At 40.8% G+C, this 25,021-nt stretch carries 19 protein-coding genes and 2 pseudogenes; 1 reads left to right on the top strand and 20 read right to left on the bottom strand.

Features of this window, described 5'->3' with window-relative positions; genetic code table 11:
• Positions 1–151: 151 nt before the first annotated feature.
• The 19 genes and pseudogenes from F927_RS17385 to F927_RS15325 all read right to left on the bottom strand — a co-directional run.
• A pseudogene (locus tag F927_RS17385) lies at positions 152–259 on the bottom strand (TfpX/TfpZ family type IV pilin accessory protein); the annotation flags it as partial.
• 35 nt (positions 260–294) lie between these two features.
• Complete coding sequence (locus F927_RS15235) at positions 295–738, bottom strand: pilin (protein ID WP_005087005.1); 444 nt, start codon at positions 736–738, stop codon at positions 295–297.
• Between the two features lie 147 nt (positions 739–885).
• The gene (tfpZ, locus tag F927_RS15240; RefSeq protein WP_005087007.1) at positions 886–1,620 is read right to left on the bottom strand and encodes a TfpX/TfpZ family type IV pilin accessory protein; all 735 of its coding nucleotides are present in this window, start codon (positions 1,618–1,620) and stop codon (positions 886–888) included.
• An 80-nt stretch (positions 1,621–1,700) separates the two neighbouring features.
• Positions 1,701–2,219: a pilin gene (locus F927_RS15245; RefSeq protein WP_171057141.1), complete on the bottom strand. Its 519-nt coding sequence runs from the start codon at positions 2,217–2,219 to the stop codon at positions 1,701–1,703.
• A 53-nt stretch (positions 2,220–2,272) separates the two neighbouring features.
• Positions 2,273–3,363, bottom strand: a protein-coding gene (locus tag F927_RS17140) for an IS4-like element ISAba33 family transposase (RefSeq protein ID WP_107010211.1) whose coding sequence is annotated in 2 segments (ribosomal slippage) — positions 2,273–2,823 and positions 2,823–3,363 — 1,092 coding nt in all. Because the reading frame shifts where the segments join, the coding sequence is not laid out codon by codon here.
• Positions 3,364–3,760: 397 nt separating this feature from the next.
• Positions 3,761–4,321, bottom strand: coding sequence for a TPM domain-containing protein (locus F927_RS15260; protein ID WP_005087011.1), 561 nt, complete (start codon positions 4,319–4,321; stop codon positions 3,761–3,763).
• The gene (locus tag F927_RS15265) at positions 4,315–5,376 is read right to left on the bottom strand and encodes a TPM domain-containing protein (protein ID WP_005087014.1); all 1,062 of its coding nucleotides are present in this window, start codon (positions 5,374–5,376) and stop codon (positions 4,315–4,317) included. Before F927_RS15265 ends, F927_RS15260 begins: the two co-directional genes overlap by 7 nt.
• Before the next feature lie 24 nt (positions 5,377–5,400).
• A complete protein-coding gene (locus F927_RS15270) occupies positions 5,401–5,991 on the bottom strand; it encodes a LemA family protein (protein WP_004641306.1) in 591 nt (196 codons plus the stop codon).
• Between the two features lie 173 nt (positions 5,992–6,164).
• Positions 6,165–7,055 (bottom strand): metal-dependent hydrolase, encoded by an 891-nt coding sequence (locus tag F927_RS15275; protein ID WP_005087017.1) that lies wholly within the window; start codon positions 7,053–7,055, stop codon positions 6,165–6,167.
• 169 nt (positions 7,056–7,224) lie between these two features.
• Positions 7,225–8,646, bottom strand: a complete 1,422-nt coding sequence (locus tag F927_RS15280) for an FAD-dependent oxidoreductase (RefSeq protein WP_005087020.1) — start codon at positions 8,644–8,646, stop codon at positions 7,225–7,227.
• A gap of 71 nt (positions 8,647–8,717) precedes the next feature.
• Positions 8,718–13,196, bottom strand: a complete 4,479-nt coding sequence (gene gltB / locus F927_RS15285) for a glutamate synthase large subunit (RefSeq protein WP_017394591.1) — start codon at positions 13,194–13,196, stop codon at positions 8,718–8,720.
• A 461-nt stretch (positions 13,197–13,657) separates the two neighbouring features.
• On the bottom strand, positions 13,658–14,530 hold the full coding sequence (locus tag F927_RS15290) for a hypothetical protein (protein WP_005087024.1): 873 nt from the start codon (positions 14,528–14,530) through the stop codon (positions 13,658–13,660).
• Positions 14,531–14,545: 15 nt separating this feature from the next.
• The gene (aroB, locus tag F927_RS15295) at positions 14,546–15,631 is read right to left on the bottom strand and encodes a 3-dehydroquinate synthase (protein ID WP_005087027.1); all 1,086 of its coding nucleotides are present in this window, start codon (positions 15,629–15,631) and stop codon (positions 14,546–14,548) included.
• Between the two features lie 20 nt (positions 15,632–15,651).
• A complete protein-coding gene (aroK, locus tag F927_RS15300; protein ID WP_005087029.1) occupies positions 15,652–16,194 on the bottom strand; it encodes a shikimate kinase AroK in 543 nt (180 codons plus the stop codon).
• Positions 16,195–16,232: 38 nt separating this feature from the next.
• The gene (pilQ, locus tag F927_RS15305) at positions 16,233–18,365 is read right to left on the bottom strand and encodes a type IV pilus secretin PilQ (protein ID WP_171057143.1); all 2,133 of its coding nucleotides are present in this window, start codon (positions 18,363–18,365) and stop codon (positions 16,233–16,235) included.
• 61 nt (positions 18,366–18,426) lie between these two features.
• Positions 18,427–18,954, bottom strand: a complete 528-nt coding sequence (locus F927_RS15310; RefSeq protein ID WP_004641321.1) for a pilus assembly protein PilP — start codon at positions 18,952–18,954, stop codon at positions 18,427–18,429.
• Positions 18,954–19,664, bottom strand: a pseudogene (locus F927_RS15315) (type 4a pilus biogenesis protein PilO). Before F927_RS15315 ends, F927_RS15310 begins: the two are co-directional and overlap by 1 nt.
• On the bottom strand, positions 19,661–20,305 hold the full coding sequence (locus tag F927_RS15320; RefSeq protein ID WP_004641325.1) for a PilN domain-containing protein: 645 nt from the start codon (positions 20,303–20,305) through the stop codon (positions 19,661–19,663). Before F927_RS15320 ends, F927_RS15315 begins: the two are co-directional and overlap by 4 nt.
• Positions 20,305–21,363 carry a pilus assembly protein PilM gene (locus F927_RS15325; RefSeq protein ID WP_004641327.1) on the bottom strand — a complete coding sequence of 353 codons (1,059 nt, stop codon included), beginning with the start codon at positions 21,361–21,363 and terminating at the stop codon, positions 20,305–20,307. Before F927_RS15325 ends, F927_RS15320 begins: the two co-directional genes overlap by 1 nt.
• Positions 21,364–21,526: 163 nt before the next feature.
• On the opposite strand from F927_RS15325, the gene ponA reads away from it, so the two are divergent.
• The gene (ponA, locus tag F927_RS15330; RefSeq protein ID WP_005087037.1) at positions 21,527–24,118 is read left to right on the top strand and encodes a penicillin-binding protein PBP1a; all 2,592 of its coding nucleotides are present in this window, start codon (positions 21,527–21,529) and stop codon (positions 24,116–24,118) included.
• A gap of 28 nt (positions 24,119–24,146) precedes the next feature.
• On the opposite strand, the gene F927_RS15335 is transcribed toward ponA, so the two are convergent.
• Positions 24,147–24,965, bottom strand: a complete 819-nt coding sequence (locus F927_RS15335; protein ID WP_005087039.1) for a putative RNA methyltransferase — start codon at positions 24,963–24,965, stop codon at positions 24,147–24,149.
• Positions 24,966–25,021 lie beyond the last annotated feature (56 nt).

Raw genomic sequence — 25,021 nt, forward strand, 5'->3', positions numbered from 1 at the left:
TGTAGAAAAATAAGGCTTCGCTGTAGTATATAACGAAGCCTTTTATTGATCTCAATTTGGTAGGAAAAACTACAATTTTATGTGCAAACTGATTGTATTTCCTTGAACTAGTAAGACTATTTGCTAGGTCTATTCAAAAAAATAAATACTTTTACTTCCAAGGTCGCAAATCTACAATCTTTACAACTTCACCTTTTTCTTTATTAATCAATACCGTCATATCGACTGCTGTTGCTTTGAGTTGAACAAATGTATCGGCTTAAATAATACTTAGTAGTGCTTAAAAATTGTTTATTAAACGCCTTGGCAAGTCTTTGGCAAAAATTTTTGTTGGATATTAGTTGAAATACAATTCCACTCTATACCACCAACTTTTGAGGTCATGGCAATTTGTATCTGTTTATTCTCTAAAAATGGCGATATTCTTATATTATTGAAACTTATTGTAAAAGCACAATCAGCCCCAGCGTAAGTGCTTATTACAACAGATTTCAAATAACGAGTTTGAATAGTTCCCGCATTATCTAGAGAAAAATCACTCAACGTTGGACAGTTTCCTTTCTCTATATAAATATTGGCCATCTCCACTTTATAAAACGAAGCTACACTAAACGCTTCTGTTACTTGGGAACGTGCAATATACTCTTGATAAGCAGGCATAGCTGTCACAGCTAGAATTCCCACTATTGCCACAACAACACTAATCTCAATGAGTGTAAATCCATTTTGTCGCTTCATGAGAGTTTCCTAAATTATCCCTCTCTTGAAATTGCATTTTCCATACCAACAATTAATTATTATTTAAATTCAAATACATAAAAATTATTAAATTTTTAAAAACTCATATTTTGTACATAAACAACAATTTTTGTCATTCATCAGACCTTATTTCCAAGGTCTTAAATCTACAATTTTGATTACTTCACCTGTTTCTTTATTAATAAGAACCGTCATATCTACCACACCAGTTTTCAGAGGAATAAAGGCAGTGGCTTGTGGATATTGGCTAAGAGTTTTCTGTACAAACTGTGAAGTGTTATATTGGTTTAATAACTCTAAACCTCGTGCTTCTCGTTGAATTTTAGACCTAACCTTTGATAGCTCAACATAACGTTCAGGACGATGAGAGAGTAAAATTCCATTTAAAACCTCATCAAACATGTCTTTTTGCTTTTGTTCTGGGTTTTCTGATAATTTAACGGCTGCAAATTGCGGGTTTAGTATAGGAGCATTTTGAAATCGGACTTCAGCTTGTTTAATATTTTTATTATAAACCTCATTACTTCGAACAACTTCAAATTGATCAACATTAAAAACTAACCATACAGGACGTCCTTGCTGAATTGTATATACACCGTAGACCAGCGCAGTTAACTGAATCAATATAATCACAGTTAAATCCATTTTTAAGGTCTTTTTTCCTTCTTTATAAACTAACCAGCCTAGAATAGGACCAATAATGACATCAATCGTAATCAATATTAAAAAAATATGAGTTACACCAACAGCCGTAGCTAATGGAGCTGGATACCAAATAAAAAACACTACCCCCACCACAACTAAAGCGATCAAGAGTGAAATAAATAGATGGTATAAGAAAAAACTAAGTCGCTTTGACATATGGTGTCCCCCAATTCAAAAATTTATTCTAGAAAAATAAAAAAGACTGGCTAACCAGTCTTTTTTATTTTAAATATTAATTAAATTTTGCAGCTAGCAGGCAAATAACGAGACTCAATATCAGTCGGAGTTGTTGGTGCTGTAGCCATAGTTAAAGAAGACGGAGCAGTCGCTGTACCACAAACCCAAGTAATATTACCAGCAGCATCAACACCAGGACGTAATGTCAAAATTTGAGCATCAATTGCTTGGCTTGCTTTTTGTGGTGCCGTTGCACTGTAGGTGATAATGATATTACCAGTTTGAACAGCAATTTGGCTTACATAGTTACCAGTATTATCAGTGGCTGCCGCACCAACAGTACAGTTTGCTGGAGCTGGTGTTTGACCACAAATAGCCTCAGCATTATCAGCTGCCCAACGTCCTGTTGTTGAATAAAAATCCCCAACAGCTGTTTTTAAACCAGATGACAATGAAAGCCCTTCCGATACTTGTGCACGCACCGTATAATCTTGATACGCAGGAATCGCAATCGCCGCCAAAATACCGATAATCGCGACCACGATCATTAATTCAATAAGAGTAAAACCCTTTTGCATTGTGTTCATAACATTCTCCAATGTATAAATTTTTTCTCTGTACACGACAAATTTCATAGGATCCTTGTCCTATCAGGCTTTTTCTTTCTTAAAATTGCTAGCACTTTCTTAAATTCTTCTTTTTTTCCAAAACCAATCAAACGTAGAATAGCCATTTGAACATAGTCCAAACCGTAGCGAAATAAACTTACTGAAAGTCGTCCATGCTTCTTTATTTTTATCGCTTTTTTCCGATCATGTTGCCATTCACCTGTTAAATAGCACCAACAGAAACCGATAGCTAGCACTGCTATCAATTTCTTGACTCGTCTAGGGTCTGTTAAACGAGTATTTTCAAGATTGAATCCACGTCCTTTGAGACAACTAAATAACGTTTCGATTTCCCAGCGTAATGCATAATCACGAATAGCAGAAGCATTAAACATAGGAGAAACAACAAGTAAAAGCTCTCCATCTTCTAATCGTAGCGCACTAATATACAGTTTCACTCGACCAACCCAAATACGTCGTTTACGACATTCAGTTTGACCAACTTGAAGATGACGAAATAAATCACTAATTTTATGATTCTTGGCTAAGTGATTGGTCACAATAAAGTTTTTTTAACACGTATACAGAAGTTAATGTCATTTTCAATTAACCATGTAAACCATTTCTCACCGATAAATTCTCTGTCTGCAAACACATTCACAATACGATCTTTACCAAAAATGGAGATAAAGCGTTGAATCAAAGCAATACGCTCTTTTGTATCTGAATTTCCACGTTTATTGAGCAATGTCCAAACAATAGGTATCGCTATTCCACGATAGACGATGGCTAACATCAAGATATTAATATCTCGTTTTCCCCATTTCCAATTAGTTCTATCCAAAGTTAATTGGACTTTATCGAATGAAAATATATTGAAAATTAACTGAGAAATTTGACGATAATCGAAATACTGATCTGCAAAGAAGCGTTGTATACGTCGATAAAATGATTGTGGTAAGCACTTGATGGGTAAGGCTTTAGATGCAGAAGAAAGATTACATGTCTGTTTTACAATTAATGCAAGCATAATCAGTGTAAAACATTTTGCATGTGACTTGTTCCACTTTAGATATTTGTTTAAGATGAGATGTAACTCATTGAAATGTGTCATCATATTCGTCGTCAGAAAACAAGTATTATGCCATTATTTCAATGAGTTATCTTTTTTTGTCGTGTACAAAGAAATTTTTTATAAGCTTTATTCAGCTACTTGTATTCAGCACGTTTTATGCCAGCTCCTAGCTTAGCCAATTTTAACTCAAAAAAACAGTGACTTAAAACAATATTAGCACTGATCACAATTAATGCAATTCAGACATTTTATGAAAAAAAATGACAATTAACGTCATCTTTATCTCTTTAGATACGCTCAAAGAACTTCTCATTTTTGACTATTTTCGAATTGTTTTAAAATTAAGCGGAATAGATCACAGAAAAAAAATTGTAACCGTCACGACCATTCATCGTTAAAATTTAATTGTTCGTCTCTCGAATGGATATTCATAAGATCAATTTAAAATAATCGGCTCATTTGGCAACTCATTGGTTTGTTCAGGGATCGGTTGATCATAATATTGTGCCAGCACTTGACCAATTTTTTCAACGCCCACCAACACGCCCTGCTGATATTGTTTGTTTTTTAACTTTTCAATGATCAAAGCACAAATCTGTTGCCAAGTTTCCACATCCGTTGCATTTTTTAAGCCACGATCAATCACAATTTCAACTTTTCGCTCGCATAAATTTAGATACAACAACACCCCACTATTCAGTTCTGTATCCCACACCCCAAGTTCAGCAAAAAGTTGCTGAGCCCGTAAACGCGTATCTTGATAATAGGCCTGAGAACACGGAATATGCCCTTCAATTACGACTTGGATTTCGCCAACGTGTCCCTGCTCGGCTTGTTGTACACCTTTGGCAATCTCAACACGGTCCTGTTGATTAAAATAACGATGTGTCGCAGAGATATACAAAAAGTGTTTAAACCAACGTTTTAAACTGGGTGTGACACGCTCATCCAACTTCGGTTGAGTAATAATCTGTGTTGTGTCTGTTTTCGTTACCATGAGCCTGAAGCACCTCCTCCACCAAAACTACCGCCACCGCCACGGTAGCCTCCACCACCAAAACCGCCACCTCCGCCGCCACCACGTCCTCCACCAGAGAGAAAAGCCTGAAAGATGAGTTGTGCCAAAGAGGTGATTAATAAAAAGAATACACCGATGCCCAAAATTAAACTCATCACAACACCAGCGCCATTGACCAACCCTGCAACAGCAGCAGCTACACCAGCAGTTGATGCACTCAGACGCTTTCCAACCACAAATGATCCAATCACACCAGCAACCAGAATAAACAGTGCCATCGACATAGTATTCTCTTTGGCTTGCTGTTGCTGTAATGCTCGTTCATGGCGTTCTTTTAGTTCTTGTGCAGACTGTTGTGCAATTTCAGGATCAAGATTCACAATACGGGTAATTTCATCCAATCCAGCAGAGATACCTTGTGCGTACTGCCCTTGTTTAAATGCGGGTGTAATTTGATTACGAATAATTCGACTCAATACCACATCAGGCAACACGCCTTCTAAACCATAACCCGTGAGGATTTGAATGTTCCGATCATTAATCGCAATGGCGATGAGCAAGCCATTGTCTCGTTTCGCTGAACCAAGCTGCCATTTCTCCCCTGCTCTCAATGCAAAATCAAAAATTGCCTCTTGCCCTGTGGTGGGCACAATAATCACACCAATCTGAGCCTTACCTTGTTGGTATAGATTCAGAATCTTTTGATCTAATTGCTGTATTTCAGCAGGGCTCAGAATCTTCGCCTGATCTATCACAGGTTGATTGAGTGTTGGCAGCCCTCGAATCGACTCTCCATCTGCCATATCATTGGCAACTTCGATTGATGTTTGAGTATTTTGATTGTTGGCGGTCGAGGTCGAAGGTTGGGCTCTTTGTTGCTCTTGAATAATTTTGCCTGCAATCAACACATCACTTTGATCAGTGGCGGTTGCTTGCTCTGCCCATACCTTATGCTGAAAACAAATTGCGCTCAAAAGAAGCATACAAACGACGACCAATCGCTGTTTGTATGTTTGCTTCAATGTTTTCAGCATAAAATTACTCCCAAATATTCAAAGTTAATTAAATGAAACCGTAGGAGCTTGTTGAGCAGATTGTTCCGCCTTGAAGTTTTCTTTGGTTTTCATGCCAATCACTTTCGCAGTCATGACTTGTGGGAATTGGCGTGAATAAGCATTGTAATCTTGAACACTGGTAATATATCGATTACGAGCGACTGCAATACGGTTTTCCGTACCTTCAAGTTGCGCTTGTAAATCTCGGAAATTTTCATTGGCTTTAAGATCAGGATAATTCTCTGAAACTGCAATCAGGCGGGATAGTGCACCAGTCAATTGACTTTGTGCTTGCTGGTAACGCTCAAATAACACAGGATCTTCTAGGACTTCTTTATCCACTTTTAAGCCTGCAACGTTAGAACGTGCCTGTGTGACTTCAGTCAATACTTGCTCTTCATGTTTGGCATAGCCTTTCACAACATTTACTAAGTTAGGTACAAGATCAGCCCGTCGTTGGTACTGGTTTTGCACTTCTGACCATGCAGCCGTCACCGCCTCATCTTTAACTTGCAATGTGTTATAGCCACAACCCGTGAATAGCAATGTACTTGCCAAAATTGTTGCAAGTGCAGTTTGTTTCATCAGTTTCATACCTATTTATCCTCAAGTTTTTCTTTATATTTTTAACAATAATTTATTGTAATGTGATTTTTTACGCGCTGTGTAAAGTTTATTAAATTTGGTTATTCAATATTTAAATAAAAAAGGCATCACTTCCATGTTTGAAGTAATGCCCCACTAAACACAATTTGCGTCGACTTAAATTAACTATAAATTTTGGATGCTGTTTCTTCTTGAAATGAAATCATGCCATATTCATCAGCCATACGTGCTTTCCAATAATTGACTAACTTCGTATAGTCATGTTTGGCAGGGTGGAAATCCGCTTGATAATACGACAAGTATTCAGGAATCAGTTGAATTAACATTTTTACAAGTAAATAAGTACCAAATAAATTACCGCCGACTTTGGGCAAACTTTTCCATTTATCCTGCCAAATTAAACGCGTCGTTCCATAAAAAACCAAACTCGCAAAACCTGTGGTGACACTGCGCATCAACAAACGACGAATACGATCATCCCCATATACTTCTTGGTAGACATCAAAGGCCACAGACCGATGCTCGATTTCTTCAATCGCGTGCCAGACCCAAAGTTTCATTGCGTCATCGTCCAAGGTACTCAGAATCTCTGGATGTCTGAGGATATATCTCCCTAACATCGCAGTAAAATGTTCAAAAGCACAGGTTAAAGCCAATTGTAATTTCGGATGAATATCCCGAAGTGCATCATCTCGTTTTGCCAGCCACGCTTGGAAACGATCTAAATTATAGTCATCGCGTCGCCATGCATCATTGAATTCAGTGTGTGCCTTGGAGTGCATCGCTTCTTGACCAATAAAAGCAGCAATCTGTGCTTGTAATTGAGGATCTTTGACTTTATCTCTCACATTGCGAACACTATTGACAAAGTATTGCTCCCCAATCGGAAAAGTAGAAGAAAGTGCCGTTAACAGATGAGACATCAGTGGAGAATTCGCAAAATAATGCCGCTTAATTTTTTGTGGATTAAATTGCAAACGTCGCACCGTAATTCCCAAGGCTTTAGGACGGTTTAAATAACTTTTTTCTTGATTTACATTTGCAAGTGCCATATCGAGTGCCTGCGCAATTTTTATACTGAGTTTGAGTATTACGCTGGGAAAACTCGATGCACAGGGCAAAAAAGCTTATAAAATTTGCCAAAACTACCAAATGGATCAGATGAAATAACAAAGCCTGCATTTCGCAGGCTTTGTTTAGAATAAGTTTCAGCGTTAAGTGTTAGACACCAAGATAATCTAAAATACCTTCAGCAGCTTGACGACCTTCCCAGATTGCGGTTACGACAAGATCTGAACCACGCACCATATCTCCACCCGCAAAAATCTTTGGATTAGAGGTTTGGAACTTAAATTCTTGTTGCTCAGCAGCAACCACACGACCTGAACCATCAAGGCTGACTTTTGCATTCGCAAACCAGTCCGCTGGACTTGGACGGAAACCAAAAGCCAATAAGACCGCATCAGCTGGTAAGACTTCTTCAGAACCAGGAATTGGTTCAGGGCTACGACGACCACGGCTATCAGGCTCACCCATCTGTGTCGTCACGACTTTTACACCTGTGACTTTGCCATTCTCGCCTACAATTTCAATTGGCTGACGATTGAACAGGAATTTCACACCCTCTTCATAGGCATTCTTCACTTCGCGCGCAGAACCCGGCATGTTACTTTCGTCACGACGGTAAGCACAGGTGACTTCTTGTGCGCCTTGACGCAACGAAGTACGGTTACAGTCCATTGCAGTATCACCACCACCAAGCACAATCACCTTTTTACCATCAACACTGATATATTCGCTTGGATCTTTTTCCCAACCTTGGCAACGATTTACGTTCGCAATCAAGAAATCCAATGCGTCATAAACACCATCAAGATCTTCACCCGGGAAGCCACCTTTCATGTAGGTATAAGTCCCCATCCCCATGAACACTGCATCGTATTCAGCAAGTAATTGTTCGATTGTAACGTCCACACCGATTTCAGTATTTAAACGGAATTCGATGCCCATCCCCGTGAAGATTTCACGACGACGCTTCATTACATCTTTTTCCATTTTAAATTCTGGAATACCAAATGTAAGTAGACCACCAATCTCAGGGCGTTTATCAAACACCACTGGCTTGACACCACCGCGCGCAAGAATGTCAGCACAACCTAAACCCGCAGGGCCTGCACCGATAATGGCAACTTTTTTATTGGTCCATTTTACGCCAGACATATCTGGACGCCAGCCTAAAGCAAAGGCAGTGTCATTGATATATTTTTCCGCATTACCAATCGTCACTGCACCAAAACCATCATTTAAGGTACAAGCACCTTCACACAAACGGTCTTGTGGACAAACACGACCACAAACTTCTGGCAAGGTATTGGTTTGGTGGCACAACTCGGCTGCTTGGAAAATTTGACCTTCTGCAATCAGCTTTAACCAGTTAGGAATATAGTTATGTACAGGACATTTCCATTCGCAATACGGGTTACCACAACCTAAACAACGATGCGTCTGATTCGCAGCCACTTCAGCAGTAAAAGGTTTATAAATTTCCACAAATTCTGCTTTGCGGACAGTAATATCTTTTTTCTCTGGATCTTGGCGTGGTACGTCCAGAAATTGAAAGTCATTATTGAGGCGTTCTGCCATGTCTCTCTCCGTGGGTAGGCGCAGCGGTTTTCTTCACCTCTGCACCTGCCTATGTCTTTGCAGTCGTGGAATTATTGTGGATCAGCTTGGGTTGTTTTCAAAAGCGTTTGCAAATTAGCAGCTTTTGGTTTTACAAGCCAGAACTTACGACTATAGAAGTCGAACTCATTACGGATTTTGTAAGCCCAAGCACTGCCTGTTTCTTGGATATGCTCATCAAGAATACGTAATAGATATTCTTTATGATCTTCCATCGCTTCTGTCGAGATACGGTTGAGGTCAATCAACTCATGGTTGTAGTAATCAACAAAGTCATTGTCGAGGTCAAGCACATAAGCAAAACCACCCGTCATACCTGCACCGAAGTTGTGACCAACCTTACCTAATACAGTCACCACACCACCCGTCATATATTCACAACAGTGGTCTCCTGCACCTTCAATCACTGCAAATGCACCTGAGTTACGAACGGCAAAACGCTCACCTGCGGTACCCGCTGCAAACAACTTACCGCCTGTTGCACCATATAAACAGGTGTTACCAATGATCGCAGTATTTTGTGTTTGGAATGGTGAGCCTTTTGGTGGGAAGATCGATACACGACCACCCGCCATGCCTTTACCAACATAGTCGTTAGCATCACCTTCAAGTTTGATATGCAAGCCACCTGCATTCCACACACCAAGTGATTGACCAGCAGTACCAACCAAATTCATCACAACAGGGCTGTTTTCCATTCCCAAGTTGCCATAACGACGTGCAATCTCACCCGAGATACGCGCACCGATTGAACGATCACAGTTACCTACAGTAAAGTTAAATGAGCCGCCTGTTCCCGCTTCAATCGCTGGTAGCATTTCTTCAACCATACGTTCAGCCAAGACACCTTTATCGAATGGTTCATTGCCTTGAACTTGGCAATATTGTGCCTTGCCTTCTGCTGCAGGATGAGAGGTTAATAATGCACTTAGGTCTAAGTGTGCATGTTTTTCAGTTTCACCCGGTAATACTTCTAGTAAATCAACACGACCAATCAAGTCTTTTAGTGATGAAACGCCTAATGCAGCCAACCATTCGCGTGTTTCTTCAGCAATGAATTTGAAGAAGTTAATCAACATTTGTGGCTCGCCAATATAATGCTCTTGGCGTAAATGGTCTTGTTGGGTTGCCACACCAGTTGCACAGTTATTCAAGTGGCAAATACGAAGATATTTACAACCTAATGCGATCATTGGTGTAGAACCGAAACCAAAGCTTTCAGCACCTAAAATTGCTGCTTTGATTACATCCAGACCTGTTTTTAAACCACCATCAGTTTGAACACGAACCTTACCACGCAAGTCGTTTACACGAAGAGCCTGATGCGCTTCACTTAAACCCAACTCCCATGGTGAACCCGCATGGTGAATCGACGAAAGCGGTGAGGCTGCTGTACCACCGTCATAACCTGAAATGGTGATGAAGTCTGCATAAGCTTTTGCAACACCTGCAGCAATTGTTCCAACACCTGGCTCAGATACTAATTTTACTGAAACCATTGCTTGAGGATTGACTTGCTTCAAGTCAAAGATCAATTGCGACAAATCTTCAATCGAATAAATATCGTGGTGTGGAGGTGGAGAAATCAAGGTCACACCCGGCACCGAGTAACGTAAACGCGCAATCAAGCCATTTACTTTACCACCCGGTAGCTGACCACCCTCACCTGGTTTCGCACCTTGCGCCACTTTGATCTGTAGAACTTCAGCAGAAGTTAAGTACGCTGGTGTTACACCAAAACGACCTGATGCGATCTGTTTAATTTTTGAGTTACGAATCGTGCCATAACGCGCAGGATCTTCACCGCCCTCACCTGAGTTTGAACGACCACCAATGGTATTCATTGCAATCGCAATTGCTTCATGCGCTTCTGGAGACAATGCACCTAATGACATACCTGCAGAGTCAAAACGAGGTAAAATCTCTTCAATGGTTTCAACTTGATCAAGCGAAATTGAATTGGTGGTTTTTAACTTAAATAAGTCACGAATCGTTGCAACAGGGCGATTATTTACCAACTCTGCATATTCTTTAAAGTCTTGGTATTGACCTGAACGCACCGCTTTATGAAGCGAGTTAATCACATCAGGGTTGAACGCATGGTACTCTTTACCAAAAACAAATTTGAGTAAACCACCTTGATCAATCGGCTTACGGTTCTGCCAAGCAGTGATCGCCAACTTCTTCTGGTCTTTCTCTAAGTCAGCAAAGGTTGCGCCTTGAATACGACTTGGCACACCAAGGAAACATTGGTCCACAACCTCTGAAGATAAACCAACTGCTTCAAATAACTGACCACCACGATAAGAGGCAACCGTCGAGATGCCCATTTTAGAGAGAACTTTTAATAAGCCTTTCTCAATCCCTTTACGGAAATTCGCTTGTGCGTGAATTGGATCACCCAATAACTCACCTTTAGCAACCAAATCATTGATTACGTCATAAGCTAAGTACGGATACACCGCTGTTGCACCAAAGCCAAGCAATACAGCGAATTGATGTGGGTCACGAGCAAAACCCGTTTCAACTAAAATGTTTGCATCAGTACGCAAACCGGTTTTAATCAAATAATGGTGAACTGCACCTGTTGCCAATGCTGAATTTGCGGGTAAGAAACCTTCACGAATATTTTTATCCGTTAAAACAATCAAAGTCTTACCATCACGAATTGCTTGCGCGGCTTCTTCACAAATACGTGTAATTGCAGCTTGCAAACCCTCAGTCTCAGCGTAATTCAAATCAATATCAACTACGCCATAGCCTTCGCGCTCTTTTTCAACATCACGAAGCTGCTGCATTTTCGAATTAGACAATACAGGGCTTGAAATAATGATGCGATCCGCATGTTCTGGACCTTGTTCGAATACGTTTTGCTCACGACCTAAACAAGTTTCCAATGACATTACAATTGATTCACGTAATGGATCAATTGGTGGATTGGTGACTTGCGCAAATTGTTGACGGAAATAGTCAGACACATGGCGTACTTGACGAGACAATACTGCCATTGGCGTATCATCACCCATCGAACCCACCGCCTCTTGACCACTTTCAGCAATCGGACGTAATAACTGATCACGCTCTTCAAATGTCACCATAAACATTTTTTGAGCTGCTTTTAATTGATCGCCTACTAAACCTTGATCAATCAATTGCTCTTCTAACTCAGGATTCGCTTTCAGGCGAATGGCATGATCACGCAACCATTCACGATACGGACGCATATTTTTAAGATGATTACTGACATCTTTAGTGTCTAGCACTTTACTGGTTAGGGTATCAACCACCAAGATTTGACCTGGGCCAACGCGACCTTTAGACACCACATCTTCTGGATGATAGTCCCATACGCCAATCTCAGAGGCCAACGTGATGTAATCATTCTTTGTGATCACCCAACGCGCAGGACGCAAACCATTACGGTCCAACATACAGATCGCATGACGACCATCTTGAATAACTAACCCAGCAGGACCATCCCACGCTTCCATATGCTTAGAGTTGAACTCATAGAAGGCACGCAAATCCGCATCTAATGTTTCAACGTTTTGCCATGCTGGTGGAACAAGCATACGTAATGCACGGAATAGATCCATACCACCGCCCACAAGGATTTCAAGCATATTATCTAAGCTAGAAGAGTCCGAACCAGTACGGTTTACAATTGGATTTAACTCAGTTAGACCTGGCAATAATGGGTTTTCAAATTTTGGAGTACGCGCCAAAGCCCAATTACGGTTTGCAGTAATGGTATTAATCTCACCATTATGCGCAAGATAACGGAATGGCTGAGCCAACGGCCAACGCGGTAATGTGTTGGTTGAGAAACGCTGATGGAATACCACGATATGTGATTTTAAACGCTCGTCCGCCAAGTCAGTATAAAAGTCAGCAATTGCCGCAGGCATCATCAGACCTTTATAGCTGATTACCGTTGTTGCTAAAGTCGTCACATAGAATAAAGGATCATTGTGCAACTGTTGTTCAGCACGACGGCGCGCTAAAAACAACTTACGGTTGAATTCAACCTCAGTTAAGCCCATTGGGCAATTTACAAGAATTTGTTCGAACACAGGCAATGATTGCAATGCAATCTCGCCTAATGCGTCATTATTTGTTGGCACAACACGCCACGTTGCAACTGTTAAACCTTCCGCTGCAATTTCCTTATTCAGAATATTCTTTGCATTTTGAGCAAGTGCTGGATCAATATTTAGAAATACAGTACCCGCAGCAAAAATTTCTGTCAGGTTGACCCCTAATTTTAGTGCTTCATCACGGAAAAATTGTTTAGGCATAGCCAATAACAATCCGCACCCATCTCCTGTCTTACCATCTGCGGCAATACCACCACGGTGCGTCATGCAACTTAAACTGTGAATCGCGGTTTCAACTAAATGATGGCTTGATTCCCCTTTCATGTGGGCGATCAGACCAAAACCACAGTTATCCTTAAACTCATCAGGTTGATATAAACCTTGAGCGGGAGCTACAGTATTAGGCGATGGCATGTGCATAGCGTACCCTTCTTTTCAACATGGCTCTTTCGAGCAACAAACAATCAATTCATTTTCTGCGATATTGCCGATTAACTCATACAAAGTTCAATGCTTCGCGAAAACATTTTTCATGGCGAATTTGCAATATACGTCTTTCTCATCCAAGAATCAGCGTATTTACCATGTAATGTGTTTTCAGTTATTACACCTTAGCAAGGCTTTGTAAAGCAGAAAACTTTACATTTCACCAAATTAATGAGTCATTTAGCACCAAAAAGAACATTGAGCAGACAAATTAGCACCACAAAAAAGCAAAAAACATGCCAATAAGATATAAATTTACTAAATCATTAAAAAAATTAAAATAACTTTAATTTATAGTAATCTGAGACCAAGATTTACTGACCAAAAATGCACCACAAAAAAGCATAGCGCCACAATATTGCACTAATAAAGCACCATTTTAGTGCTCATTAATTAAAGGGGTCACTGATTTCGCGCTTAGAAGAATCTGAATTTTCTTTTATTTTCTCTGCATTTGTCGGTGTATGGACAGGAGACTGATTTTGCTGGACATTCACGACATTGCCTTGTGCATCACGGCGAGTCACCGTTGTTCTCACGGTTGTCGATGCATCTGCTGATGAAGTTGCTTTATTGGCTGAAGTCGCACTTCGAGTGGCCCCAATTAATAGCGTTTCATCAACCTTTGGTAAAGCAGCGGGTTTTAATTGAATCGCATAGAGCTGATTGGTGGCCAGCTTCATCTCATCTGCACCCAAATCATTCACTAAATCGACGTAAGTTTCGAGCCGCTGTGCTTTCGGTTGGATTGATTCTGGTAGAATCAACTCTAATTGTGCAAATTGACGATTCGCTTCATCTGGATTGGCAAACAGACCATATACCAAAACATATTGTTCAACTTGATCTTGGCCACTTAAACGAAAATAAGTAAATTTTTTACGATCTGAGCGATTTAATAAAAAGTTTTTAATAATTGCTTCGTTTGAACTACGAAAAATTTCCATCGTCCAACGACGCTGATTGTCTTTGACAAATTTCGTCCCACGAAATTCAGGAAGATGCTCGTTAGCAACCACCACACGCGCTTTTAAATCCAAAGGTCTTACACTATCTGATAAGGCACCCAAATGCGTCGTGGCAGCGACCTTTTCAGGTTGAATTTGCACAGAGGTTTCCGTTTTCGAAGGTTGCTCCACTTCAACCAAAGCATCACGATCCGTCACCGCCCAAAAAACCAATGCAGCAATTAAACAAGCGAGCGCTAAAACTAGCCAGCTATATTGTTGAATATTTTGCCAAATTGATCGTGACACAGCCATGCTTTCCTTCGTGATTTATGATGCAGATTGATTTGTAAGAATAGATTGTTTCATTAGCTCAATATCAAAGTCTTTAGTGATCACAGCTTGCCCTAACTTTTGGAGCAAAACTAAGCGCAATTGACCATTTAAAACTTTTTTATCATGTGCCATATAAGCAAGAAACTCATCTAATGGTATTTTTGGACATGATATCGGTAAATTAGCACGTTGAATGATTTTTTTTGTACGTTCTACATCTTCAACTGCGATCCATCCTAAACGCTGTGATAAATCTGCTGCCATGACCATACCCGTTGCAACAGCCTCTCCATGCAACCATACGCCATAACCCAAATAAGACTCTATCGCATGACCAAAAGTATGACCTAAATTCAATAATGCTCGCTCACCTTGTTCTTTTTCATCATTAGCAACAATACGTGCTTTATGGGCACATGAGCGATAAACCGCTTCTGCTAGTAAATTTGCATCACGAGCAACCAATGCATCCATATGTTGCTCTAACCATAACAAGAAGTCTTGATCACCCAATAGTGCATATTTAATGACTTCAGCCAAACCCGCTGATAGCTCGCGATCAGGCAAGGTATCTAGCTGGGCCATATCCGCAAGCACCACCTGCGGTTGCTGAAAAGCACCTAACATGTTTTTCCCCAAAGGATGATTAATCCCCGTTTTCCCCCCAACGCTCGAATCTACCTGAGATAAAAGCGTGGTCGGTACTTGTACAAAATTCACGCCACGCTGAAAACATGCCGATGCAAATCCAGCCATATCGCCAATTACACCACCACCCAAAGCCAGTACCGTGCAGTCACGATTAAAACCAGACTCTAATAAAGCATCAAAAATCAAGTTGAGATGTTGAATATCTTTGAATTGCTCACCATCAGGTAAGATGCACTGCGCAACCTGCTTATTCAGTTGAATGAGCGCATCTTTGTAGCTTTGCAAATATAAAGGAGCGACAGTGGTATTGGAAACCAGCATGACTTGTCGCCCATGTAAATATGGCTCAAGCAAAGTTTTAGGATCTAAATGACTTCCAATAAAAATCGGATAACGACGCTCACCTAACTCGACATATAATGTTTGCATAACTTAAACCAACGACAGATTTACTTAACTTGTTTAGATAAAATGACTTGCAGAATTCGCTGAGCAAGATCACGTGCAGCACCTTGATTAGTTTCAATAATATGATGTGCGACCTCACGATACAAAGGATCACGTGTCTCCAATAAGTCACGTAACTTCTGTTCTGGGTTTTCGACTTGTAATAATGGACGATTTTTATCGCGATAGGTTCGCTGTAGTTGTAGCTCTACAGGAGTATATAGATAAACAACAATGCCTCGTTGTTTTAAAAGTTCTCGATTGGGTCGTTGGGTCACTGCCCCGCCACCTGTAGCCAAAACAAGTGAAGAGCGGGCAGTTAAATCATTCAACACATTTGTTTCACGCAAACGAAACCCCACTTCACCTTCTTTCTCAAAAATCCATGGAATCGTCGCCCCTGTTTTACGTTCAATTTCATGATCGCTATCCATGAAATCTCGTCCTAACAGTTCAGCTAAGTGTCGACCAACAGTTGTTTTTCCTGCCCCCATCGGCCCTACCAAATAGATATTTGGTAGGGATTCAAACGCTTTGCTTGGCAAAGGCGCCACCTATATTAATTGCAATTATTGAAAATATATTAATGATTTCTGGTCAAAGTGTCATTAACAATTCTCGGTGTCACAAAAATAAGCAGTTCACGTTTATTGTCTGTTTTCAGATCACGACGGAAAAGTCGCCCCACATACGGAAGATCACCTAAAAATGGCACTTTAATTTGCGAGCTAATATTTTCCTGCTCAAAAATACCACCAAGCACTACAGTTTCACCATTATCAACCAAAACATTGGTATCAATTGAATTCTTACTAATGGTTAATTGACCCGTTGGCGTTGGTGCGCCAGGTGCATCTTTTGCAATGTTAAGTTTCATCATGACTTTTCCATCGGGCGTGATACTTGGAGTCACATCTAGGCTTAAAGTTGCATCAATGAACTCAGTTTTAGGTACCGCATTTGCACCCCCACCCGTCGAAGATGAATAAGGAATTTTGGTTCCTGACTCGATCTTTGCAGGTTGCTTATCGGCAGTCATCACTTTAGGCGTTGAAATAACCTCACCAAAACCATCCGCCTGTACTGCTGAAAGTTCTAAATCCAACATAAAGTCAGAGAGGCTAATTAAGCCAAAAGCAATACGACTTGCACCCGGAGTAACTGCACCCAAATCTACATTTAAATTATCGGGACGTTCGATTTCATATTTCCATCCACCAGTTTCGCTATCTTTTTTCGGCTCTCTCAAATTCCATAGCGTAGTGTCACTTCCACCAACTAACAGGTCATTATTACGGGTAACACCTTGAGATAGGATTCCCCACTTCACTCCCATCTCTCGGGTAAAGTCGGTACTCGCTCGAACAATACGGGCTTCGATCATCACCTGTTTAACTGAAACATCTAACAGATCCACCATCTTACGGATCTTGTCAATATTTTGGGCAGTATCATTGACGATCAAAGTATTAGTACGCACATCTGCGACAGCACTACCTCGCGGACTCAATAAGCTTTCTAAAGCAAGTGAATCAGAGTTTGCTGTACGATTCACTCCGCCAGCTTTACCATCACGAGAATCTTCGATCAGTTTTAAAATATCTGCTGCTTTTGCATAGCTCAGCTTGATATATTCAGATTGAATTGGTGCAAGCTTTACACTTTGAGCAATGGCTTTCGCCTCTTCTTCCTCAGCCTTAATCAACTCTGAAACTGGCGCGATCCATATCACATTACCATTACGACGCTTATCTAGATTTTTGGTCTTTAAGACAATATCCAAAGCCTGATCCCAAGGTACATCTTTTAGGCGTAAAGTAATATTCCCTTGTACCGTATCAGCAGCCACCATATTGATATTGGTAAAATCAGCAAGTAACTGCAGCACACGACGCACTTCAATATCTTGGAAATCTAAAGAAATCTTATTGCCAGTATAAGTTTGAGATTTTGCTTTTAATGGTGATTTTTCTTCAGGTCGCTTTAAACTAATCGTCAGTTTATTTTCAGCTTGATAAGCCATGTATTCATAACTACCCGCAGACTGAATGGTAATCACACCATTACCTTTATCATTATAGGCATCAATACTTGCTACAGGGGTTGCGAAATCATTGGTATTTAAACGACGTGCTAAATGGGTCGGAATTTTATTCCCCATGGTTCGCACAACGATTTTACTCCCTTGCTGTTGTACATCTACTGGCGTATTACTACCCAATAAATCAATCACAACTAGACCTTCACCTTGATTGCCACGTTGGAAACCAATATTTGAAACCCCTTGTTGTACTTGACGGGCAGTCGCAGATACAGGACTCGCAATAGCAGGACGCGCAGAATTAATTTTTAGAATAAAAGTATTACCTTCTACACGTGTGGTAAAAGCGCCTGCATCTTTCAAATTCACAATCACACGAGAACGCTGTTCATCCGCAGCGACTTCTACTGAGCTGGCTTCATTGGTTGCAACAGGAATAGAGCTCTGCTTTAAGGTTTGTTTAGCTTTATCAAAATCCAAAATTAAACGAGAGGGTTGTTCAAGTTGATATGCCTGCGGCTGTGGTGGCAGACCATTAAACATGACACGAATTTCTGTCCCCTGATCAGCCAAACTCATTGGCACAATGTTGGTCATGTTCACTTGTGCTGATGCTACCTGCATCACTGCTATTGCGACAGCACCCATTGAAAATTGACGGAATGCACGATTCATGGTCTTCGCTTCCCCAAATAAAGAATCTTTAAACTGTTTTTTCATTGTTATTCCCTTAATCTTACGGCGCAGGTCCAATTAAAACGAGTGTTCTTGGTCTCTCAACATAACCCTCTCGCCCATCAGGAACGATTTCAACCAAATCGATTTGTGTTGGACTAATTTTAATAATCCGCCCCTGATTCATCCCCAGATAGCTTCCCACTTGCACCCGTTCAATCTGCCCATCTGGTGTTTGAATCAGTGCAATGGTTTCATTAGCACGGCCACGCATACTGCCTTTCATATTCAAAGACTCTAAGGCATAGCTTTCTAAAGGCTGAGGCTGGCGATTAAAATTAGGATAAACACGTTTACCTGCCATAATTTTTAATTCAGCCGCCAACGAACTTGGCATAAATGGACTTTTCAGTTGGTGTGCTGCGTAATTAAATAGAGGAACTGGCGTAAAAATAGGCGCAGGTTCAATCGGTAACGGTGGCTGATTACGAATTTCAGCCATTTTTTGATTCACCGCATCAATGCGAGAGTCACACCCCACCATCCCAAGACCAACGAATAATGTAAGTAATAATTTATAATTATTCATTAGCGTTGCCCCCCTGAAACAGCAGTGCTATCAACCTGATCATCCGCACCGACATAACGATAAGTTTTTGCTTTGACCGTATAATGAACAACAGGAATATCAGACTTTTTCTGAGTATCTTCTTTCGCCTCTACAGCAAAGTCATGCAAAGTCACGATACGAGGTAAAGCGGCAATACCTGTCGCGAAAGCACCAAAAGCATGATAATCCCCTGTTGCTTCCAAACTAATTGGTTGCTCGATGAAGAACTCTTGTCTAACTTCTTTTTCTAAACGAATGTTTTTAAATTTCAGACCTGAATTTACCCCAGTTAAGTTCATATCCTCAACCAAACTCGGAATTTCAGTTTCTTTTGGCAACTGCTCAAGCTGTTGATTAAAATTCGCTTCCATTTCTTGCAATTGAGTTTGGTATTGCTGTAAGTTGCGTAATTTAGATTCCTTTTCTCTAAACTAATTTAATAGACTTTGTTCACGCGCTTCAGCATTAGCTATCGTCTGTAGCTGCTTTTGGATCACAACAAAATAACCCAATGCCGCAACAGCGAGTAAAATAAAAATCCAACACGTCACTTTTACCGACCATGGCCAACTGCCATAGTTGTTCATATCTAAGGTATTAAATTGCTGAAAAAATTGCTCAACTGTCATTTTCTTTTTCTTTACAGCTGCGCCTTCTTGATTGAGATCATTTAGTTCATCTTGACTCATTGTGCGCCTCCCACTGTTACTGATGCAGCTGATTCTGAAGCAGGATCAGTTGTCACCGTGGTTCCAATTTCACCCAAGTCTACAGTAACAACGAAACTGCCATAATTTTCTTCGACACGAGGAACTAAAGAGCTAACGGCTTTATCTTTTTTCTCTTCTGATGCCAAAAACGAATTCATAAATGCGTTACGATACCAAGGTGAAGCTTCCAAATTTCGTAACAGCTCGGCAACGGTATTTGGACTCTCTGCTTTTCCTTCGATGGTAAATTTATCACCTGTACGCGTAAACTTAGTGATGTACATTGTTGGAGGGGTTACACGCACCAACTCATCAACCAAACGTACAATGACTGGTCGTTGTCCTTGCAGTCCTTGAATCAACTTCATGCGTTCAATAATCGCATTGCGACGCTCTTGCAATCCCTCTAATGACTTCAGTTGAACATCTAAGTTTTGATTGGTACTCACAATAAACTGGTTTGCTTGTTCTTGATCATTCAGCTTGTGATCAAAATACATCCATGCTGTAAATACAGATGCGATTCCTAAAGCAGCCACCCCAACACAAAATGCAATAAATTGTTTCTTTCTTTGTTCTCTTAGCTCATCACGCCAAGGGAGTAAGTTAATCTTTGCCATTAATCAAAACTCCTCAATGCCAAACCACATGCAACCATCAGTGAGGACGCATCATTTTCAATTTTTTTAATATCGATTTGTGGAGAAAACCCCATTTGTAAAAATGGATTGGCAATCGTTACTCGGTAACCTAATTTTTGTTGTAATAACTTCGCTAGACCGGGAATATTCGCATTTCCGCCTGCTAGCAAGATGTGATCAATTTCATTAAACTGAGATGATGAAAAGAAGAACTGTAGTGAACGTGCTGCTTGTTGTACCACTGCATCCAAGAATGGCTCTAACACTTCAATATCGTAATCATCAGGTAAGGTTCTTTCTTTTTTTGCACGACCGGCTTCTTCAAAAGATAAACCATAACGACTTTGAATATCTTGTGTCAGTTGACGTCCACCAAAAACCTGCTCACGCGTGTAGATAATTTTCCCTTTCTGCATAACAGACAAGGTGGTCATCGTATGGCCAATATCTAATATCCCAACAGTATTGGCACCCATCGGCAAGGTATCAGAAAAGACGCAGAATGCACGTTCCATTGCATAGCTTTCAACATCTGCTTTCTTTGCTGTTAAGCCAGCCAGTTCCAACACTTCAACACGGGTATCTACATTTTCAGTACGTGTTGCAACCAGAAGTACATTCACCCGATTTGGATTATTTAATCGATCAGGCAGGACTTCAAAATCAAGACTCACTTCATCTAATGGGAACGGAATGTATTGCTCAGCATCCATACGAATTTGAACTTCACGTTCTTCATCCGTCATGTCAGCATCCATTTCTATAATCTTATTAATGACCATAGATGTCGGAATTGCCATCGCAACATTACTGGTGTGAGGATTCGCAAGGTTCACCACTCTTTCAAGTGCATCACCTACCGCCTCTGGGTTCAGAATGCTTTTTTCCACCACACTATTTTCAGGCAGCGGCATCACAGCATAACTTTCAACCCAATATCTACCGTTCTTTACAGAGAGCTCCAATAATTTAACAGTTGTCGAACTAATATCGACCCCCACTAACCCCTTATTTGGTTTACGATATAACCTGAGCACAGTACTTTCCTATTTATTTTTTTATCCCCAAAAAATACAACATACTAATTTGTTTTGGTCTTTAATTAATACGGATACAATATCTCATCTAACAATCCGCATGTCTAAAGGATATACTGACCACAATTAGTTTGCCATTCGCTCTTATTAAAACTTACTTATTATGAAAAAGCTATCCAGTTCTGGTATTGTTCGCCCATTTTTTTTGATCCTTATTATTATCTTAGTCTCACTTCCAATGGGATTCTATGGCATGTATCTCTATCTGGCACCATCTCTGCCAGATATGAGCTCATTAAAAAAGGCGCCACTTATAAAACCATTGCAGGTCTATACAGCAGATAATCAACTTATTGCTGAATATGGCGGTAACCTTTCCATTCCTGTTGAATATGAGCAAATTCCACCCACCTTTATCCATGCGTTTCTGGCTGCAGAAGATTCTTCCTTTTTTGAGCATAGTGGTATCAGTTTTAAAGGTCTCGGGCGAGCGATAACCGAGTCAATTACTGGATCTGATGTGCAAACGGGCGGCTCAACGATCACCATGCAGGTTGCAAAAAATTATTATTTAAGTCCAGAACGAACACTACGACGCAAACTAACAGAAGTCTTTCTTGCCAGAAAAATTGAACAAAATCTAAGTAAACAAGAAATTCTCAGTTCGTATGTAAACAAAATCTTTTTAGGTAAAAACGCCTACGGAATCGCAGCAGCAGCACGAATTTATTACAACAAAGAGATTGATGATCTAAGTATTGCCGAAATGGCGATGATCGCAGGCTTACCTAAAGCCCCATCTCGCTATAACCCTGTTGCCAATCCACAACGCGCACTGGAGCGCCGTAATTGGATTCTTGGGCGCATGTTACAACTCGGCTATATTAATCAAAATCAATACCAAAAAGCCGTCGCAGAGCCGATTAACTTAAATATGGTTGATCGCTCAGTGAGCAATGTATTTCCGTATGTGGGCGAAATGGTCCGTGCTGAATTAGTGAAACACTTTGGTGAACAAGCAACAGATTCTGGCTATAAAGTTTATACAACCATTGACAGTAAACGCCAACGCTATGCAGAACAAGCCCTCCAAGATGGTTTAGAAGCTTATGATCGACGTCATGGGTGGCGTGGTGCTGAAGCTCACGATCAACCATTGAATCAATTTATGGCTTTTGCCAATACATTTCCGGCTCAAGTGACCAAAATCAATAACAACTCCTTTGAAGCCTTATTACAAGACGGCTCAACGGTTACTGTAAATTGGTCGGGCATGTCATGGGTTCGCCCATACCGCAATGTGAATAGCGTAGGCGGAGCACCTTCGAATGCCTCACAAATTGTGAAGGTTAAAGATATTGTTCGTTTACGTCCAAATAGCGATAAAACAGCTTGGGCATTAACCCAAATTCCGCGGGTTCAAGGCCAATTGATTGCTCTAAATCCGAATGACGGCGCAATAGAAGCTGTTGTAGGGGGCTATAACTTTTATCATTCAAAATTTAACCGTGCCATCCAAGGCTGGCGTCAACCAGGTTCAACCATCAAGCCGTTCGTCTATGCCCTTGCATTAGAACGCGGCATGACGCCATATAGCATGGTCAATGATAGTCCAATTACCATTGGTAGATGGTCACCAAGAAACACTGACGGCCGCTATCTCGGTATGATCCCGCTACGACGTGCTCTATATCTTTCTCGAAATACAGTTTCAGTACGTTTATTACAAAATGTTGGAATCGAGCGTACACGTCAGTTATTCATGGACTTTGGCTTACAAGAAGATCAAATTCCACGTAACTATACCATTGCCTTAGGAACGCCACAGGTACTGCCTGTACAAATGGCAACAGGGTATGCAACTTTTGCCAATGGTGGCTATCGTGTTCAACCGCATTTTATCCAACGTATCGAAGATGTCACTGGCAAAGTGATCTATACAGCCAAACCTGAATATGCATGTATTCCATGTATCAACAAGAATTCATCAGATGCCCAAGCTATAGCGCCAACAGATGAACAGCAAAGTAATGTTACTGAAATCACCAATCAAAGCCTAGAGCAAGACAATGCCGCTTCTGAAGTAATGGAAAATACAACTCAAACTGAACAAATGGTCAAAACCAACAGTGACTATCGTCAAGCACAACGCATCCTAAAATCCAGCTCTGCCTATGATATGGCTAACATATTACGTGATGTTATTCAGCATGGTACTGGTCGGGCTGCACTTCGAATCGGTCGTGATGATTTAGGGGGTAAAACAGGTACAACCAACGATGCCAAAGATGCATGGTTCGCTGGTTTCAATGGAAATCTTGTCGCGGTTGCTTGGGTTGGATTCGACCAACCACGAACACTGGGCCGCAGAGAATATGGTGGAGTCGCTGCATTGCCAATTTGGACGAACTTTATGGCAAATGCTTTAAAAGACACACCGTCTGCATGGGTAAAATTGGACAAAGATGCCAAAGACCCGATCTCACATGATCAAATGCAAGTTCAGCAAAATCAGGATCGTAAAGAATACCGAGCATCTCCACCTTTGGCTCGTCCACTTTATCGCCCTGCGCCGCCAGCGCCCACCACTTCAGCTCAAAGTGATTTTTCAGATTTATCTGAAACGACATCCAATACTGAACAGACGATCACCCCTGCACGCAGACAGCCTCCAAACATGGGCTCTACCACCCAGAACCCACCACAACAAAGAGAGCGTGATGGTATCGAGAATTTAATTAATCAAATTCAATAGTTTCAGGTTTTAACAGAACCAACAGTCATCAATTTGGTGGCTGTTGGTTTTTTTCAAATACATAAATCTGAAAAGCAGCAATGACCGAAAATTGCTGTACTTGTTCTAGCTTCATACGTCGCTCAGGATTGGCTTTATAAGCATAAGGCGTCATTGCAATTAAGTTTTTTAATGCATATTGATCCAGCAACATTGGTGCTTCGACGCATTGTGATTGAACCAGCTTGAACTGCGCAGCTAACTGTTCCACAAACTTCTGAGGCTCATGCAAAGTTACTTGTTCGAACAAAGCTTCACGCAACTCATATAAATGTCTTGGTGCAGGTGTCACTACGATCAGATAACCATTCTCCCTTAATACGCGAACAATTTCACTTTGAGGAATTGGGCTAAACAAGCTGGTACACACATCAATAGTTCGGTCTTGTACAGGCAAAGTTGCTCCTGTACCGATAACCCAAGTGACGTTCGCATTGAGCTTGGCTGCACGCTGTATCGCTGTTTTGGCAATGTCTACCCCAACACATTGATCTGTGCACCCTTGCATTGCGCTCGTATAGTACCCCTCACCACAACCGATATCTAAGACTGATTTAGGTTGTAGTTGCTGTAACAATGCAACCACCGTCTGTTGTAAAGGTTGATAAAATCCTGCCTGTAAAAATTCTCGACGCGCCAATACCGATTCAGGTGTATCTCCAGGTGTCTTACTGTGCTTATGCTGCACCACATGTAAATTGACATAGCCTTGTTTTGCCACATCATAACTATGACCATTCTCACATCGCCATGCATTTTCCGCCAAGTGTAGAGCTTGGCGACACACAGGGCACATCAATAAACTCATTCATTTTCTCCAAACATAAAAAAGCTGGCATTTTCACCAGCTTCTTTCTTTGAATC

It is taken from the genome of Acinetobacter haemolyticus CIP 64.3 = MTCC 9819, from assembly GCF_000369065.1.
Lineage (GTDB): Bacteria > Pseudomonadota > Gammaproteobacteria > Pseudomonadales > Moraxellaceae > Acinetobacter > Acinetobacter haemolyticus.